A 15,597-nucleotide genomic window follows, 5' to 3' on the forward strand; every position below is an offset into this window, starting at 1 on the left:
GATGGCCACGCGTGTCCGCCACGACCGGCTCGACCTGTGGATGAATGGCATTCCGGTCGGCTACTGGGAAGTCCGGCGCGGCGTCGAGCGCCTTGTCTACCTGCCTGAATGGCTCGACGATCCACAGGGGCGGCCGCTGTCGCTGTCGTTGCCCTTCACGCCCGGCAACCAGCCGCACCAGGGCACGATCGTCGCCGATTACTTCGACAACCTGCTGCCGGACAGCGAGCCGATCCGCCGTCGCATCGCGCAGCGTTACGGGCTCCGCTCGACGGCGCCGTTCGAACTGCTCGCGTCGATCGGCCGCGATTGCGTCGGCGCGATTCAGATGCTGCCGGCCGGTGAGACGCCTGTCGATCTCGAGGCGATCGACGGCATGACGCTTGACGACGCGGCCGTCGCCGACGTGCTGCGCCACGCGACCGCCACGCCGCTGCCCGGCCGCGCGGAGCTGGAAGGCGACCTGAGCCTGTCGATTGCCGGCGCGCAGGAAAAGACCGCGTTGCTGCGTCACGGAAACCGCTGGCTGCGACCATTGGGCAGCACGCCGACGACGCACATTTTCAAGCTGCCGCTCGGACGTGTCGGGAACATGCAGGCCGACATGCGGACGTCCGTCGAAAACGAATGGCTGTGCTCGACGCTCGTCGCCGCGTACGGCCTGCCGGTCGCACCGTGCGAGATCGGCCGGTTCGATGACCAGAAAGCGCTGATCGTCGAGCGCTTCGACCGGCGTCCATCGCGCGACCGCACGTGGATCCTGCGATTGCCGCAGGAGGACATGTGCCAGGCGACCGGCACGCCCGCAGGCGCGAAATACGAATCCGACGGCGGCCCCGGCATCGAGACGATCATGGGCATCCTCGCGAATTCGGCCGACGCTGCGCGCGACCGGATGAATTTTTTCGTCACGCAGCTCGTGTTCTGGGTGCTGGCGGCGATCGACGGCCACGCGAAGAACTTCAGCATCGCGCATTTGCCCGGCAACACCTACCGCAGCACGCCGCTGTACGACGTGCTGTCCGCGCATCCGATCATCGGCACGCGCCGCAACCAGCTTCCGCCGCGCCGCGCGCGGCTCGCGATGGCCGTGTGCGGGAATAACCTGCACTACGTGATCGGCGAGATCCAGCCGCGCCACTGGATCGCGCAGGGCCGGCGTGTCGGCCTGACCGAAGATGACGTGCACGCCGCGATGGCAGCCGTCGTCGCGCGCACGGAACCCGCGATCGCCGAGGCCGCAGCGCAGATCTCGGCGGAGTTTCCGGCGGACGTGGCGGATGCAATCTTCGAGGGCATGCGACGGCAGGCCCGCAAGCTGGGCGCGCCCGGGTAGCCTCGGCCGTCGCGCGCGGCGACACGCTACGCTCCGGCGGCGAAGCGCCGGCAATGCTCCAGATACCCCGCTTCATGGCTGCTCACGAGCTGGACGATGCTGTTCCACAGCCACATCGGTGCATCGATCGTCTTCGCGCGGGTGCGGCCGAGTTCGGTGCGCCACGCCATGCGTGTCGGCTTGTCCATCTGGCGCGCGTGGGCCGCGCCGACCACCGCACCGAGATAGCGCGCGACGTCACGCGCATCGTCCTCGGCGAGCAGATCGATGTCGAGCTTCAGGTCCTGCGGCAGCAGTTCGCGGATCACGACCGCGCGATCGAGCAGGCGCGCGGCCCGCATCCGCTCGCCGAGGGCCGGCGACAGATGCCGTGCGCCTTCCACGACGCGCTCGGCGTTGTCGCGCGGCATCGTGGCCGTTTCGTCGCGCGGTGCAGCGGCCGTCACGCCCTCCTTGATGTCCATCAGACACAGGTCGTCGCCGTCGCTCACGTCGCCGTCGATGTCGAGCAGCACCACGTAGCGTAGCCGTCCAAGCGAACTGCAGCCCTTCACCCAGTACGCCGCGTCGAGCACGTCGACCTTGCCTCCGTCCTTGCGACCCTTGAGGCTCGTCGCGAGTGTCGCGATCGCCTCGTCGCTGAACAGCGTGCCGATCGCACGGGATTCCTTCGCACTCAGCGGCCAGAAGCGACGGCCAAGCGGAATCGTCGGCGCGAGCCCTTCGATCCGTTCGACCGCGAGTTGCCGCCACGAGCGGCGCATGGCCTGCTTCATCACGAGGTGCACGGGTTCGGGGCGTTCGGGCAGCTTCGCGTGGCGGCTGCCGAATGCCGACGCATAACCCGCCGTCATCGCCTCCATCATGTGCACGATCGTCAGGCCCGCCAGTGCGGACCCGCGCGCGGCCGTCGCCAGCGACAGCCCGAGGCGGATCAGGTCGTGAACGGGATTGCCGACGACCGTCTGGTCGAGATCCCGGATCTGCACGTCGACCTTCCCTTCGCTGTTCGCGACCGGGCCGAGATTGCCGGTATGGCAGTCGCCACAGATCCAGATCGACGGCCCGTGCGGCAGTGCGCTGCCGTTGGTTTCGACGAGCCATTCGTAGAAACGCGCCGTATTGCCGCGCACGTACGCGTGAGGTGAGCGCGCCATCTTCCGGCGGCGCTGTTCGGTCAGGATCGCCTGGCGCCCGGCGGGTTTCGGCATGCGCTTCTGCTTTTGTTTCGGCTTCGGCTGTGACTGGTTGCTCATTCGGTTCTCCGGATGTTCCTGTCGTGTGCGGCATGCGGCTTCGTCACGATGCCATTGATCGATGCCTTTCTGCAAACCGGCAGCGTCGCCAATGTCCGCCCCCCGGCCTGCCGTCTCATGCTTCATTCGGCCGGATCGGGGCCATCCACCTGGACGATGCGCGCCGGTGCGGGTTGCGCACAATGACCGTCGAACCCATTCCCGACGTCTCCCCGACATGGAACTCACCGAACCGTCCCCCGCGTTCAGCCCGCTGCAGATCGGCCCGCTGACGTTGCGCAACCGCCTGATCAAGTCCGCCACCAACGAGGGCATGACGCCGAACGGCGTGCCGTCGCGCGCGCTCGTCCGTTTTCACGAACGCATCGCCGAAGGCGGCGCCGCGCTGACGACCGTCGCGTACTGCGCGATCAGCGACGACGGCCGCACGTTCGTCGACCAGGCGCGGCTCGACGCGCCGACGGTCCGCCAGTTCCGCGCGCTGACCGACGCCGTCCATCGCCACGGCGCCGCCGCATCCGCGCAGATCACGCACGGCGGCTGCTTCACGTTCCTGCCGTCGCTGTCGACCAAGCGGCCATTGAGCGCGTCGGGCGGCTTCAACAAGGTCGGCGTGATGAGCGGCCGCTTCCTGAAGCAGGCGATGACGCACGACCAGATGTCGACCATCGCCGACGAGTTCGCGCAGGCCGCACGCCGTGCGCGCGACGCCGGCTTCGACGCAGTCGAGATCCACATGGGGCACGGCTATCTGCTCAGCCAGTTCCTGTCGCCGCTGTACAACCGCCGCCGCGATGCGTATGGCGGCGACGCGGTGCGGCGTGCCGCGTTCCCGGTCGAGGTGCTGCGCCGCGTGCTCGATGCGGTGGGCCGCGACCTCGCCGTCGTCTGCAAGATCGGCGTGACCGAAGGCGTGCGCGGCGGCGGAACCGCCGACGACGCTTGCGAAGTCGCGCGGCGGCTCGAAGCCGAAGGCGCGCACCTGCTCGTGCTCAGCGGCGGGATGAACGTCGAATCGGTGTGGCAGCTGTTCGGCAGCCCGTTGCCCGGCGATGCGCGCGCGAATGCCGACAACGCGATCGTGCGCGCGGCAATGGCGCTGCAGAAGCTCACCGAGCCGAAGATGGGCGCGTTTCGGGAAATGTATTTCCTCGAACACTCGAGGAAGGTGCGCGCGGCCGTCAGGATGCCGCTTGCTTACCTCGGCGGCGTGCGTTCGCGCGAGAACGTCGAGCGGGCGATGCGCGAAGGGTTCGACGCGGTGGCACTCGCACGCGCGCTCGTGTTCGAGCCGGATTTCGTCAACGGGCTGCGCGACGGCCGGCTCGCGCAGTCGGGTTGCACGTCGTGCAACCGCTGTGTCGTGTCGATGTACACGCCGGGCGGCACCGCGTGCGTGCTGCGCGAGCCGAACGACCCCGCGCCGAACCGCGTGCCGGCCGCCGGCATCTGAGGTTTGACGTGGAGCGCGTGATGCCCGACACGCGATGCCTGATGCGGGCGCCGCGGCCGCTCAGCCGGCGTCGCGTGCGCGGGCGAGCGCCGCGAGGTTCCCTTCGCCGAACCCGTGGTGCCCCTTGCGCTGCACGATTTCGAAGAAGATCTCGCCGGGCCGGCGCTTGACGAAGGTCTGGAAGAACAGGCGCGGCACGCCGTCGCTGCCGATCTCGCCGTCGACCAGCACCGCGCGGCGGCGCAGCGCGTCGAGGTCGACGCCGTGCCCCGGCAGCCGTGCATCGACGTCGTCGTAATAGCGAGCCGGCGGCTCGACGAATTCGACGCCGTTCGCCCGCAGCGCATCGACGCAGGACAGGATGTCGTCGGTGGCCAGCGCGACGTGCTGCACGCCCTCACCGGGGTGGTCGGGCAGGTACGCATGCATCAGCTCGGTGCGCCGCGTGCCTTCCTCATAGACCGGAATCCGCACCGCGCCGCATGGCGACACCATCACGCGCGATTCCTCCGACACATGCCAGTGCGCGTCGATTTCGTGGATCTCACGAAAATGCAGCAGGTCGTGGTAGAAATCCAGCCACTCCTGCATGCGCCCTGCGCCGACGGTCTGCGTGAAATGATCGACCTGCTGCAGCCCGACGCCCACGCAGTCGAGATCGGTATGTGCGGTCGCGATGTCGATCGGCCGGAAATCGATGTCGAAGATGGAAATATCGCCGACGCCGCCGCGCTGGCCGTCACGCCCGCGCCAGCGGTCGACGAAATAGAGGTGGGAATCGCCGATGCCCTGGATCGCCGGAATCTTCAGCTCACCGACGCCGACCTTCTCACCCTCGAACGCCCACGCGCCAAGCTCGATCGCCCGCTCGAACGCGCGCCGGGCGCTGGCCACGCGCAGCCCGATCGCGCAGACGCCCATCCCGTATTCCTCCGCGTAGCGCGCGGCGAACGAATCGGGCTCGGCGTTGATCAGGAAGTGCATCTGCCCTTGCCGGTACAGCGTGACGTTCTTGCTGACGTGCCGCGCGATCGCCTTGAAGCCGAGCTGCTCGAAGCGCTGCGCGAGCGCTTCCGGCACGGGCGCCGCGAATTCGACGAACTCGAGGCCGGCCATCCCGAGCGGATTGGCAACCGGATCGGCAACGGGCGGCGTATCGCTGGACAGGGGGTGGGAAGTGCCGGGCATTCCAGTCTCCGGGGGCATGCGTCGATGGGGATGGCGCTCGTTGCGTGCGGAAGGCGCGGCCAGGGTGGCGACCGCGCGTCCGCTCCGAACGGGCGAGTTTTCAATGCTGCCAATTTTAACCAGTTCGTTCACGGCGGCACACCCTGGCCAAACGGGATATCGTCACGCCGCCTAGTGCAAACCCGGAAAGCGTTCGATAATCGCACGGATTTGAACGATAATCGCGCACTCTGTCCGATTGGCCAATTGCCGCCATGCGGCGCGCGCCCTATTCTCCGTTCACTCATCGACTTCAATGCAGCATCGGACGCGGCGCCGCCGCGATTCCACGATGCGCCGTGCCAGGAGACATCGCCATGACCCCAACCTTCGACACCCTCGACGCCGCAGCCGGCGCCCGCGCGCGCAGCCAGGCCCGCAAGGCCGCGATCGGCAGCTTCGTCGGCGCCGTCGTCGACTGGTACGACTTCCTGCTGTACGGGATCGTCGCCGCGCTGGTATTCAATTCCGAGTTCTTCCCGAAAGTCAGCCCGACGATGGGCACGCTCGCGGCGTTCGCGACCTTCGGCGTCGGCTTCCTGTTCCGGCCGCTCGGCGGCGTCGTGTTCGGCCACTACGGCGACCGGCTCGGCCGCAAGCGGATGCTGGTGCTGACGGTGATGCTGATGGGGCTGTCGACGGTCGCGATCGGCCTGCTGCCGGCGTTCTCGACGATCGGCTGGTGGGCGCCCGTGCTGCTGGTGCTGATGCGCGCGATCCAGGGTTTCGCGGTCGGCGGCGAATGGGGCGGCGCGGCGCTGATGGCCGTCGAAAGCGCGCCGAAGCAGAAGAAGGCGTTCTACAGCAGCGGCGTGCAGGTTGGCTACGGCGTCGGCCTCGTGCTGGCCACGGGCATCGTGTCGATCCTGAGCCACACGCTCGGCGAGGCCGCGTTCAAGTCGTGGGGCTGGCGCCTGCCGTTCGTGTTCAGCATCGTGCTCGTGCTGATCGGGCTGTGGGTGCGCAAGAACATGGACGAATCGCAGGAATTCGTCGAGAAGGTCGAACACGGTAACCGCAAGCTGCGCCTGCCGGTGCTGGAAGCGCTCACGCGCCATCCGAAGGCATTCCTGCTGATCATCGCGCTGCGCCTGGCCGAACTGTTCACGATGTATATCGTCACCGCGTTCGCGCTCAGCTATTCGACGACGAACCTCGGCATGTCGCGCGACCTGTTCCTGAACATCGGCCTGCTGGTGGGCGCGGTGAGTTGCGTGACGATCCCGTGCTTCGCGTGGCTGGCCGACCGCTACGGCCTGCGCCGCATCTACCTGATCGGCGCGCTGATCGGCCTGGCGTCCGCGGTGCCGTTCTTCGTCGCGCTGGAAGCGCGGTCGATCGCGTGGATCGTGATCTTCTCGATCCTGCTCGCGAATGCCGCGCACGACATGGTCGTGAGCGTCCAGCAGCCGCTGTTCACCGAGCTGTTCGGCGCCGAATACCGCTATAGCGGGGCGGGCGTCGGCTACCAGTTCGCGAGCGTGGTCGGCGGCGGGTTCACGCCGTTCATCGCGGTCGGCCTCGTCAGCATGGCCGGCGGCTCGTGGCACCTCGTCGCCGGTTATCTCGCGGTGGGCTGCCTGATCTCGCTGGTGGTCGCCGCGCGGATGCGGGCGGCGCAGTAACACCCTGCCGGATGGACGGCCCGATGCGCGGCCGGCCATCCGGCTTGGCTCGACGATGACCTGCAACGGCGCCACTGCCTCGTGTTCGAGCGCACGACGTCAAACACTGTCAGTTACACGCGTCGATTCGCCCTTTTCCCCGCTGAACATGCCACGCCGCCCGCCGACCAATGGCATCATATGGGCCTACGTCAGTCACCGATACGCCCCCATATCATGTCGAATCTCATCGTCCACGGCGGCACTCCGCTGCGCGGGGACATCAAGCCGTCCGCGAACAAGAACGCCGTCCTGCCGATTCTGTGCGCCACCCTGTTGACCGATCAGCCGCTGCGCCTCATCGGCGTGCCGGACATCACCGACGTGCGCAAGATCCTCGACATCTTCCGCACGCTCGGCAGCGATGTGTCGGTCGACTTCACGACGGGCCTGCTCGAACTCCACCATCGCAACACGAAATTCGATCCGGCCGTCCACCGGCTGCCGGAAGCGATGCGCTCGTCGATCATGCTGATCCCGCCGCTGCTCGCGCGCTTCGGCGTCGCGCGCCTCGAGAACGACGTGAAGGGCTGCACGCTCGGCGTGCGCGAGATCGATCCGCACGTCGAGGTGTTCGAGCGCTTCGGCGCGCACATCGAGCGCACGCCTGATTCGCTGATCGTCCGCACCGACGGCCCGTTGACGGCCAACGACCACTGGCTCGACTACGCGTCGGTCACGACCACCGAGAACTTCGCGCTGTGCGCGACGGCCGCCAACGGTACGTCGACGCTGATGAACGCCGCGTCCGAGCCGCACGTGCAGGAGTTCTGCCAGTTCCTCGCGATGATCGGCGTCGCGATCGAGGGCATCGGCACGTCGCGGCTGTGCGTGACGGGCGGCCGCAAGCTCGGCGGCGGCGAGTTCCGCTTCGCCGAGGATTTCCACGAGATCGCGACGTTCCTCGCGCTCGGCGCGATCACCGGCGGCGACATCACGGTGCGCAACTCGTCGCCCGAACATTTCCCGCTGATCGACCGCACGTTCGCGAAGTTCGGCGTCAACGTCACGCACCGCGACGGCTGGTCGCGCGCGGAGCGCGACGGCCCGCTGCGCGTGCGCCGGCCGTTCACGCAGAACATCCTCACCAAGGTCGAAGCCGCGCCGTGGCCGTACCTGCCGGTCGACCTGCTGCCGATCTTCATCGCGCTCGGCGTGCGTGCGGAAGGCAGCGCGATGTTCTGGAACAAGGTGTACGACGGTGCGCTCGGCTGGTCCGGCGAACTGTCGAAGTTCGGCGCGCACGTGCTGCTGTCCGATCCGCACCGGCTGATCACGTTCGGCGGGCTGCAACTGACGCCGGCGCGCGTCGAGAGCCCGTACATCATCCGTGTCGCGATCGCGCTGCTGATGGTGGCCGCGAGCATCGAAGGCCGCTCGGAAATCATGAACGCGCTGCCGATCCGCCGCGCACACCCGCACTTCGTCGAGAACCTGCGCTCGGTCGGCGCGAACGTCGAGTGGACGAGCAGCGAGTAAAGCCCTGACGGTACGGCGCAAGCGCTGCGAACAGCCGTACCATCCTCCCCACCCGGCCGGCGCCTGCGCCGGCCGCGCCTTTCCTGCGTTACTCGCCTCCTCCGCAATCGACATCGCCGCCGCCCATGTGGTCGAACCCGTAAAGCATCACGGCCGTCGTGCCGCGCGCGGGGTTGCTCGGGCGTTTCGCCAGGCTTTCATCGAGCGGAGACGACGGATACTGGACACTCGTGTCCATCAGGTTGCCCGGCTCCGAGCGCAACTCCGCTTCGGTCAGCTTGCTCCCTTCCGCGCGCGGCAGCCCGAACGCCTTGCGCACGTCCGCTTCGTTCCACGTCCCCTTCAGCGTGACGGTGACCATCTGCAGCCTGCCTTGCTCCCAGTCGAGATCGACCTTCGTCGCGAGCGGATGCACGCCGGCCGCGAGCCGGTCGGGGAACGCCGGGCCCTCGTAGTAGGCCTTCGTGTTCTTGCACGCGTCGCCGGTGTTCCGGTACTGCTTCAGCGCGCAATTGAAGCGCTTGTCACGGTAGCCGAAGGACGTTTCGACGTAACAGCCGAATTTCGGTGACGTCATGCGCGGCCACGCGCGGATGTCGGCGGTCGGACGCGGCAATGACGTGTCAGCCGAGGAATTGGCAGCGGCAAGTAACGGCACGAACGCGGCGTACGCGATAAACAGGGATTGTCGGATTTTCATGTCCAGTTCAAGTCGATGCCGCGTTTGGCCCGATGTCATGTTCGCCTGCACTGACAGACGCACGGGGCGGGCAACGCGGAAACCATCGGAGTGGGGATCGGCTCGTATCAGATTCGTACGCGTCCAATTGCCCGAATTCTCCGGGCCGGGGATTCTAACGTCCCGTTTCCGATTCCGCGATTTTCAACACCCGGCTTCGAAATGATCGAGACGGCAACGCCCCCGGATTCAAAGCGGGAATCAATCGGACCACCTGCTTCCCTCAAATCGCATGAAACCGAAATTCGACCTGCTATCGATGCGCGAAGTGTGGATAGACGCTTACCTCACCGGCGACGTCGAGCAATTGGCCTACGTGGAAAGCGCTCATTTCTTCGTCAAGCACGGCGGACTGACAAAGACGAAACAACAACAGCTGGCCCGCCTGCGGACCTTCTCAGCCGAGTATGTTTCGCGCATGTCGGGCATGACGTACGTGGACGAGTCGCGGTGCATTATCGAGTACGGTGAATGGGCGACGATATCCGGGATTTGCGCGATGCGGAAAAACGGCCAAGTTTTCGAGCGAAACGCATTTACCGAGTTATGGGTAATTGACGACGGACATGGCAAGTCGCCGCGCTGTGTTACAGGCACCAGCCGCACTTGGTCGGCGCGAACGTCGGTGGGACGAGCGGCGAGCAAGGCTGCACCGGAGGGGATGCGCCCCATCCAGATTCCCCTCCTTCCCCATGCGACCGACATTAGGATACCGGCGCCCCGCCTGACCGCGAATCACAATCGGCGGATCCAGGCAGTCTGTCGGCACTAGCCGCCGAAACCGTCGGTACTCACGCGAACGGATTTTTCAGCACCGGCCCACCCTCCACACGCAAGCCGTCATGCATGTCCTCGGTATAGAGGTATTCACAGCCCTCGATCGAAGCGCTTGCAACGATACATGCGTCGTAAAAGGACAAGCCGTGCCGCTCCGCCAGCTTTCGTCCCAGGTCATGCGTGTCGACCGAGATCGGCACGACACGGCACAAACTCCTGATCGGCTCCAGAAACTGCCCCACATCGATCCACGGCATCCGCAATTTGCGACTGCAGACACTGGCTACCTCGTTCAGTACCTGGACACTGATGGTCGGCCGCCGAAGCAGGAGTGACTCTGCCAGGTTCGCCTTGGTATCGTCCTCGGACAACAGGTAAAGCACGACGTTGCTGTCGACGAACGAGTGCGTCGCATCAGTCCCGCTCATTCGCCTCATCCCGGCTGAACTTGAAATCGGCGGGCAACTTGCCACGGAAACGCCGCAACCGCTGCAGAAGCTCTTCGGGTCGCGGCTTGCGACTCACGGCGAAAACGCGAGGGCTATCGACCACGATTTCGATGTCGTCACCTTCGCGAAGCTCCAGGGCTTCGACCACACTGGCCGGAAGGCGGACGGCCAGACTATTGCCCCACTTTGCAACCTGCATATGGACCTCCTTGGATATACATCTTCAATTGTATATCCCGCCTCCCCGTCTGCAAAGCTGACCAAATGGGGGATCCCGTCCCCCGCACGCCTTTCACCTGAAAAAGTGCGCGATAATCGCCCATTCACGCGCGATGACCGCGCATTCCGACGCCTGATCACGACGATGAAAAAGCCCGAACTCGACCGACGCGACTGGATTGCCGGCCTCGAAAAAGGCCTGGCGATCCTCGAGGCGTTCGACAGCCAGCATGCGCGCATGACGCCCACCCAGGCCGCCGCGCGCACCGGCCTCACGCGCACGGCCGCGCGGCGCTACCTGCTGACGCTCGAATCACTCGGCTACGTGTACACCGACGGCAAGCTGTACGGTCTCACGCCGCGCGTGCTGCGGGTCGGCTGGTCGTACTTCGATTCGGCCCGCCTGCCGCGCACGGTCCAGCCCTATCTGCAGCAATTGAGCGCATCGCTGAACGAGTCGGCGTACGTGAGCGTGCTCGACGACTGGGAACTCGTGTTCATCGCGCGCAACGGCGTGTCGCGGGTGATGACGACCGGCTTCGTGCTCGGCGCGCGCGTGCCGGCGCCGCTGACGTCGCCCGGCGTCGTGCTGCTCGCCCATCATCCGGATCGCGAAGCCGTGCGCGCGTGGCTCGACGACACCGAACTGCCGCCGTTCACGCCGCACACGATCACCAACAAGGCGCGCCTGCTCGAACAGGTCGACCAGGCACGCGACGCCGGTTTCGCGGCGATCGAACAGCAATTGCAGGTGGGCGTGCGCGGGATCGCGGTGCCGCTGAAGAACCGTCATGGTGAAGTGGTCGCCGCGCTGAGCACGAACATGCCGATCGGCGCGGAGACGACCGACGCGGCCGTGCGGCGCGTCCTGCCGCATCTGCAGGAAGCCGCGCTCGCGATGCTCAACGTGCTGTAGCGATACGCGGAGACGGGAAGCCGCGCGCCTGAACGGGCCGCGCAACGTCACCGTTACCGTCACCCGATCCGCCACCACCGCGGCAGCAGATCGCGCACTTCGCGCCGCCGGTAACGGTCGTCGATCAGGTGCACGACACCTTCGTCGTGCTCGGTGCGGATCACGCGCCCTGCCGCCTGCACGACTTTCTGCAAGCCCGGGTACAGGTACATGTAGTCGTAGCCGTTGCCGAAGCGCGCGTCCATCGCACGCCGCATCTGCTCGTTGACGTCGTTGACCTGCGGCAACCCGAGCGTCGCGATGAACGCGCCGATCAGCCGCTCGCCGACCAGGTCCACGCCTTCCGAGAACGCACCGCCCAGCACCGCGAAGCCGACGCCGCGCCCGCCCGCGTCGAAGCGCGCGAGAAAGGCGTCGCGCTCGCTTTCCGCCATGCCGGGCGCCTGCGCCCAGACGGGCACGTCCGGATGCCGCGTCTGCATCAGCGCGACCACGCGGCCCAGATAGTCGAAGCTGCTCAGGAAGCCGAGATAGTTGCCGGGCCGTGTCGCGTATTGCGCGGCGATCAGGTCGGCGATCGGTTCGAGCGAACGGTCGCGGTCGCGCCAGCGCGTCGACACGTGGCTCGCGACGCGCACCGTCAGTTGCTCGGCGCGGAACGGCCCGTCGACGTCGAGCCAGCCCGTCTCGCCGGGCAATCCGAGCGTGTCGCGATAGAAATGAAACGGGCTCAGCGTGCCCGAGAACAGCACGGTCGCGCACGCGGCTTCGTAGCGCGGCGCGAGAAAGCCGGCCGGAATCACGTTGCGCACGCACAGCGTCGACTGGACGCGGCGCCGGCGGCCGGCCGACGCCACGCCGTCGAGCGCCGGCTGGCGCGGTATCGGTTCGCCGTGCAGCGTCGCGTCGAAGATCGACGCGCTGTCGAACGCTTCGGCCAGCACGCCGAACTGGATCGCCTCGAAATGAAACCGCAGCAGTGCATCGCCGTTCGCGCGCGGCGCGTCGGCCAGGTGTTCACCGATTGCCGCAACGAGGTTCTGCACGGCCGACACGATCGGGCCCGGAATCTCCGGATACGCGGCATAGCGCTCGATCTGCGCGCGGCTGACCGAGCCCCAGGCGCGGGCGAGCCGGTCGAACGCCTTGCGCAGTGCCGCGGGCGCAATCTCGCGCGCCGCCGCGAACGCGAACGGGTCAAGCGATGCGCTGTACATCTTCCTCGCGCGATCGAGCAGGTTGTGCGCTTCGTCGACGAGCACGCCGACGCGCCACTGGTTCTGCTGCGCGAGCGTGTGCAGCATCGCGCTGCCGTCGTAGTAGTAGTTGTAGTCGCCGATCACCATGTCGGACCAGCGCGCGAGCTCCTGCGACAGGTAGTACGGGCAGACGTCGTGCGCGAGCGCGGCCGCGCGCACCGTGTCGCGGTCGAGCAGCCCGGCCTCGATCGCCGCATCGCGCGCGGCCGGCAGCCGGTCGTAGAAGCCTTTCGCGAGCGGACACGATTCGCCGTGGCATGCGCTGTCCGGGTGCTCGCACGCCTTGTCGCGCGCGACGAGTTCCAGCACGCGCAGCGGCAGCGCCGGCGTGCCGGCGCCGAGCGTCGTCGCCGCCTCGAGCGCGAGCGCGCGGCCGGGTGTCTTCGCGGTCAGAAAGTACACGTGATCGAGCTCGCCCTCGCCGCAGGCCTTCAGCAGCGGAAACACGGTGCCGAGCGTCTTGCCGATGCCGGTCGGCGCCTGCGCCATCAGGCACCGCTCGTCGCGTGCGGCGCGATAGACGGCCACCGCCAGCTCGCGCTGGCCGCTGCGGAACCGGCCGTGCGGAAACGCCAGCGCGCGCAGCGCCGCATCGCGCGCCGCCCGATGGGCCGTCTCGCGCTCGGCCCAGCCGACGAAGCACGCGCACTGCTCGGCGAAGAACGTCGCAAGCTCGGCCGCGCCCAGCGTTTGCGTCAGCACCGTCTCGCGCTCCGACACGATGTCGAAATAGACGAGCGCGACGTCGATTTCCGGAAGGCTGCGCGCGTCGCACATCAGGTGCGCGTAGACCTTCGCCTGCGCCCAGTGCAGCGCGCGGTGGTTGTCGGGCATCGCATCGAGGCTGCCGCGATAGGTCTTGATCTCCTCGAGACGGTTCGCCACCGGGTCGTAGCCGTCCGCGCGGCCGCGCACGGTGAGCGTGCCCCAGGTGCCGGTCAGCGCGATCTCGGTTTCGTAGCGTGCGCCGCGATTCGACGTGACCGCGCCGTGACCGGCGATGCCTTCGAGCGCGGTCGGTGCGGGCGTGAAGCGCAGGTCGAGGTCGCCGCGTCGCGCGGTGAACTCGCACATCGCCCGCACCGCGACGACGTAGCTCATGCGGACAGTCCCGCCGCTTCGGCGTGCGCGACGCCCTCACCGGCCCACTCGACATCGATCACGCGCGCCGGCATGCCGTGCGCGACGCAGTATGCGAGCCAGCGCGTCTGGTTGTCCTGCAGGCGGTCGCCGGGGCCTTTCACCTCGATCAGCTCGTAGCGGCGCTCGCCGGGCCAGAAGCGGACGAGATCGGGCAACCCCGAGCGGTTGCTGCGGATATCCGCGAGCAGGCGCGTGAACCACAGACGCAGGTGCTCGGGCGGCAGGCACGCGAGCGCCTCGTCGAGCAACGCGTCCGTCAGCACGCCCCAGAACACGAACGGCGATTGCAGCCCCGCCTTCGTCGCGAAATGCCGGCGGATCGTGTCGCGATACGCACCCGAATCGAGTTGCGCGAAGCACGCAGCGAACGCGTCCGTCCGGCGCGAGGCGAAATCAGGTGCGTGCAGATCGGCCGGGCCGCGCTGGAACGGGTGGAAGAACGCACCGGGCACCGCGGCGAACACGGGCTCCCAGCACAGCAGCCCGAACAGCGAATTGATCAGCGTGTTTTCGACGTAATGGACCGGCGAAGCCGGTTGCGCAAGATGGTCGCGCACCGCGAATTCGACACTGACGAATGCATCCGGGCGAGCAATTACGAGTGTCTCGCGCGGCACGTCCGCCGCCGCGGCAGCACGTTCGACGCGCTGGCCGAGCCGGCGCTGCAGGCGCGGCAGCATGCGCTCGACACGCTGGCGCTCCTCGTCGCTCTCGAAGCCGCCGCGCGCATCGAGCGCCAGCGCGAGCGCCTCGTCGTCACGCCCGCAGCGTTCGAGCACGCGGATGCGCCGATGGCGGCTGCCGGGCCATGCGCTGCGTGCATACGCGTCGAGCGCGCCGTCCCAGTCGGCCCGGCGCTCACACGTCTGCCCGAGCGCGAACAGCAGCTTCGCGCGACGCGTCGCGAGCCACGGCTGGGTGCAGCCGACCGCGTCGATGGCGCGCATCAGGTCGTCGAACGGCAGATCGTCGGGCCACGCGTCGAGCGCGTCGCGACACATCTGCAGCGCAAGGTACGCGTCGACGTCGCCGCGCTGCTGGAACGCACGCGACGACGGCGCGATCGGCACGCTTTCGTACTGGAACACGCCGAGATCGGCGAGCACGAACTCGCTCCAGTCCTGATGGAGATTGCCGAAGAACATCAGGCGCAGCCGGTCGCACAGCGCGCCGACCGTCACGCGCAGCACGCGGTCGCCGGCCTGCGCGCACCACGCGTCGAGCGGTTGCGCGACGTCGTGCGCGGGCCGCAGCCGTTCGAGCCATTCGGGCTTGCGCTCGCCGGCATGCGCGGCGAGTGCCGGGAAGATGCGCAGCAGATCGGCCTTGGTCGACAGCGCGAACAGTTCGTCGAGCGTCAGCGCAGGCGCCGGATCGACCCAGCCGAGTGCGACGAGCGGCGCGACCGCGTCGAGCGTGCAGCCGATTTCGTCGTAGACGAGCTTGCTGGCGCGGAAGTCGGACCCGTTGCGCATCAGCATCCGCACGAGCAGCGCGCGCGACGCCTGCGGCAGCGTGGCGAACTGCCGGACGAACGCGTGCTCGTGTGCGTCGAACAGGTCGTCGTAACGCGCGCCGAGCCAGGCCAGCGCGCGTTCGAAATTGGTCAGGTAGTAAAACGCCGGGGGCGTCGGCGATGCAGGCGTCACGGGGATCCATCACTGTACATTTGTACAGGTC

13 protein-coding genes are annotated in these 15,597 nt (G+C 67.5%); 6 read left to right on the forward strand and 7 right to left on the reverse strand.

Features of this window, described 5'->3' with window-relative positions:
• Position 1: 1 nt before the first annotated feature.
• Positions 2–1,336, forward strand: a complete 1,335-nt coding sequence (locus G3N98_RS13880) for a type II toxin-antitoxin system HipA family toxin (protein WP_206148474.1) — start codon at positions 2–4, stop codon at positions 1,334–1,336.
• A gap of 26 nt (positions 1,337–1,362) precedes the next feature.
• On the opposite strand, the gene G3N98_RS13885 is transcribed toward G3N98_RS13880, so the two are convergent.
• Positions 1,363–2,592: a DUF2252 family protein gene (locus G3N98_RS13885; RefSeq protein WP_206148475.1), complete on the reverse strand. Its 1,230-nt coding sequence runs from the start codon at positions 2,590–2,592 to the stop codon at positions 1,363–1,365.
• Positions 2,593–2,809: 217 nt separating this feature from the next.
• On the opposite strand from G3N98_RS13885, the gene G3N98_RS13890 reads away from it, so the two are divergent.
• Entirely contained in the window at positions 2,810–4,045 is a 1,236-nt protein-coding gene (locus G3N98_RS13890; RefSeq protein ID WP_206148476.1) for an NADH:flavin oxidoreductase, read from the forward strand.
• Positions 4,046–4,105: 60 nt separating this feature from the next.
• Here the strand turns inward: G3N98_RS13890 and G3N98_RS13895 are convergent, their stop codons facing one another.
• Complete coding sequence (locus tag G3N98_RS13895) at positions 4,106–5,233, reverse strand: VOC family protein (protein ID WP_206148477.1); 1,128 nt, start codon at positions 5,231–5,233, stop codon at positions 4,106–4,108.
• Between the two features lie 356 nt (positions 5,234–5,589).
• Between G3N98_RS13895 and shiA the strand changes: the two genes are divergently transcribed.
• Together shiA and G3N98_RS13905 are read left to right on the forward strand one after the other, a co-directional pair.
• A complete protein-coding gene (gene shiA / locus G3N98_RS13900) occupies positions 5,590–6,897 on the forward strand; it encodes a shikimate transporter (protein ID WP_089427502.1) in 1,308 nt (435 codons plus the stop codon).
• A gap of 216 nt (positions 6,898–7,113) precedes the next feature.
• Positions 7,114–8,415 (forward strand): UDP-N-acetylglucosamine 1-carboxyvinyltransferase, encoded by a 1,302-nt coding sequence (locus G3N98_RS13905; RefSeq protein WP_089432680.1) that lies wholly within the window; start codon positions 7,114–7,116, stop codon positions 8,413–8,415.
• Between the two features lie 88 nt (positions 8,416–8,503).
• On the opposite strand, the gene G3N98_RS13910 is transcribed toward G3N98_RS13905, so the two are convergent.
• Positions 8,504–8,992, reverse strand: a complete 489-nt coding sequence (locus G3N98_RS13910) for a hypothetical protein (RefSeq protein WP_241025909.1) — start codon at positions 8,990–8,992, stop codon at positions 8,504–8,506.
• A 394-nt stretch (positions 8,993–9,386) separates the two neighbouring features.
• On the opposite strand from G3N98_RS13910, the gene G3N98_RS13915 reads away from it, so the two are divergent.
• Positions 9,387–9,926 carry a hypothetical protein gene (locus tag G3N98_RS13915; protein WP_144030313.1) on the forward strand — a complete coding sequence of 180 codons (540 nt, stop codon included), beginning with the start codon at positions 9,387–9,389 and terminating at the stop codon, positions 9,924–9,926.
• A gap of 19 nt (positions 9,927–9,945) precedes the next feature.
• On the opposite strand, the gene G3N98_RS13920 is transcribed toward G3N98_RS13915, so the two are convergent.
• Together G3N98_RS13920 and G3N98_RS13925 are read right to left on the reverse strand one after the other, a co-directional pair.
• A complete protein-coding gene (locus G3N98_RS13920) occupies positions 9,946–10,359 on the reverse strand; it encodes a PIN domain-containing protein (protein ID WP_089474848.1) in 414 nt (137 codons plus the stop codon).
• On the reverse strand, positions 10,346–10,579 hold the full coding sequence (locus G3N98_RS13925; protein ID WP_089474847.1) for an AbrB/MazE/SpoVT family DNA-binding domain-containing protein: 234 nt from the start codon (positions 10,577–10,579) through the stop codon (positions 10,346–10,348). Before G3N98_RS13925 ends, G3N98_RS13920 begins: the two co-directional genes overlap by 14 nt.
• Positions 10,580–10,744: 165 nt before the next feature.
• On the opposite strand from G3N98_RS13925, the gene G3N98_RS13930 reads away from it, so the two are divergent.
• Positions 10,745–11,515 carry an IclR family transcriptional regulator C-terminal domain-containing protein gene (locus G3N98_RS13930; protein WP_089427504.1) on the forward strand — a complete coding sequence of 257 codons (771 nt, stop codon included), beginning with the start codon at positions 10,745–10,747 and terminating at the stop codon, positions 11,513–11,515.
• A gap of 59 nt (positions 11,516–11,574) precedes the next feature.
• Here the strand turns inward: G3N98_RS13930 and G3N98_RS13935 are convergent, their stop codons facing one another.
• Positions 11,575–13,875 carry an ATP-dependent DNA helicase gene (locus G3N98_RS13935; protein WP_089474846.1) on the reverse strand — a complete coding sequence of 767 codons (2,301 nt, stop codon included), beginning with the start codon at positions 13,873–13,875 and terminating at the stop codon, positions 11,575–11,577.
• Positions 13,872–15,566 (reverse strand): VRR-NUC domain-containing protein, encoded by a 1,695-nt coding sequence (locus G3N98_RS13940; protein ID WP_206148479.1) that lies wholly within the window; start codon positions 15,564–15,566, stop codon positions 13,872–13,874. The genes G3N98_RS13935 and G3N98_RS13940 overlap by 4 nt, the downstream gene beginning before the upstream one ends.
• Positions 15,567–15,597 lie beyond the last annotated feature (31 nt).

Origin of the sequence: Burkholderia sp. Tr-20390 (assembly GCF_017104595.1) — a bacterium.
Lineage (GTDB): Bacteria > Pseudomonadota > Gammaproteobacteria > Burkholderiales > Burkholderiaceae > Burkholderia.

Bases quoted from the DNA above. Each gene is read 5' to 3' on its own strand.
- G3N98_RS13880 (WP_206148474.1), top strand. From the start codon at position 2: ATGGCCACGCGTGTCCGCCACGACCGGCTCGACCTGTGGATGAATGGC.
- G3N98_RS13885 (WP_206148475.1), bottom strand. From the start codon at position 2,592: ATGAGCAACCAGTCACAGCCGAAGCCGAAACAAAAGCAGAAGCGCATG.
- G3N98_RS13890 (WP_206148476.1), top strand. From the start codon at position 2,810: ATGGAACTCACCGAACCGTCCCCCGCGTTCAGCCCGCTGCAGATCGGC.
- G3N98_RS13895 (WP_206148477.1), bottom strand. From the start codon at position 5,233: ATGCCCGGCACTTCCCACCCCCTGTCCAGCGATACGCCGCCCGTTGCC.
- shiA (WP_089427502.1), top strand. From the start codon at position 5,590: ATGACCCCAACCTTCGACACCCTCGACGCCGCAGCCGGCGCCCGCGCG.
- G3N98_RS13905 (WP_089432680.1), top strand. From the start codon at position 7,114: ATGTCGAATCTCATCGTCCACGGCGGCACTCCGCTGCGCGGGGACATC.
- G3N98_RS13910 (WP_241025909.1), bottom strand. From the start codon at position 8,992: ATGACGTCACCGAAATTCGGCTGTTACGTCGAAACGTCCTTCGGCTAC.
- G3N98_RS13915 (WP_144030313.1), top strand. From the start codon at position 9,387: ATGAAACCGAAATTCGACCTGCTATCGATGCGCGAAGTGTGGATAGAC.
- G3N98_RS13920 (WP_089474848.1), bottom strand. From the start codon at position 10,359: ATGAGCGGGACTGATGCGACGCACTCGTTCGTCGACAGCAACGTCGTG.
- G3N98_RS13925 (WP_089474847.1), bottom strand. From the start codon at position 10,579: ATGCAGGTTGCAAAGTGGGGCAATAGTCTGGCCGTCCGCCTTCCGGCC.
- G3N98_RS13930 (WP_089427504.1), top strand. From the start codon at position 10,745: ATGAAAAAGCCCGAACTCGACCGACGCGACTGGATTGCCGGCCTCGAA.
- G3N98_RS13935 (WP_089474846.1), bottom strand. From the start codon at position 13,875: ATGAGCTACGTCGTCGCGGTGCGGGCGATGTGCGAGTTCACCGCGCGA.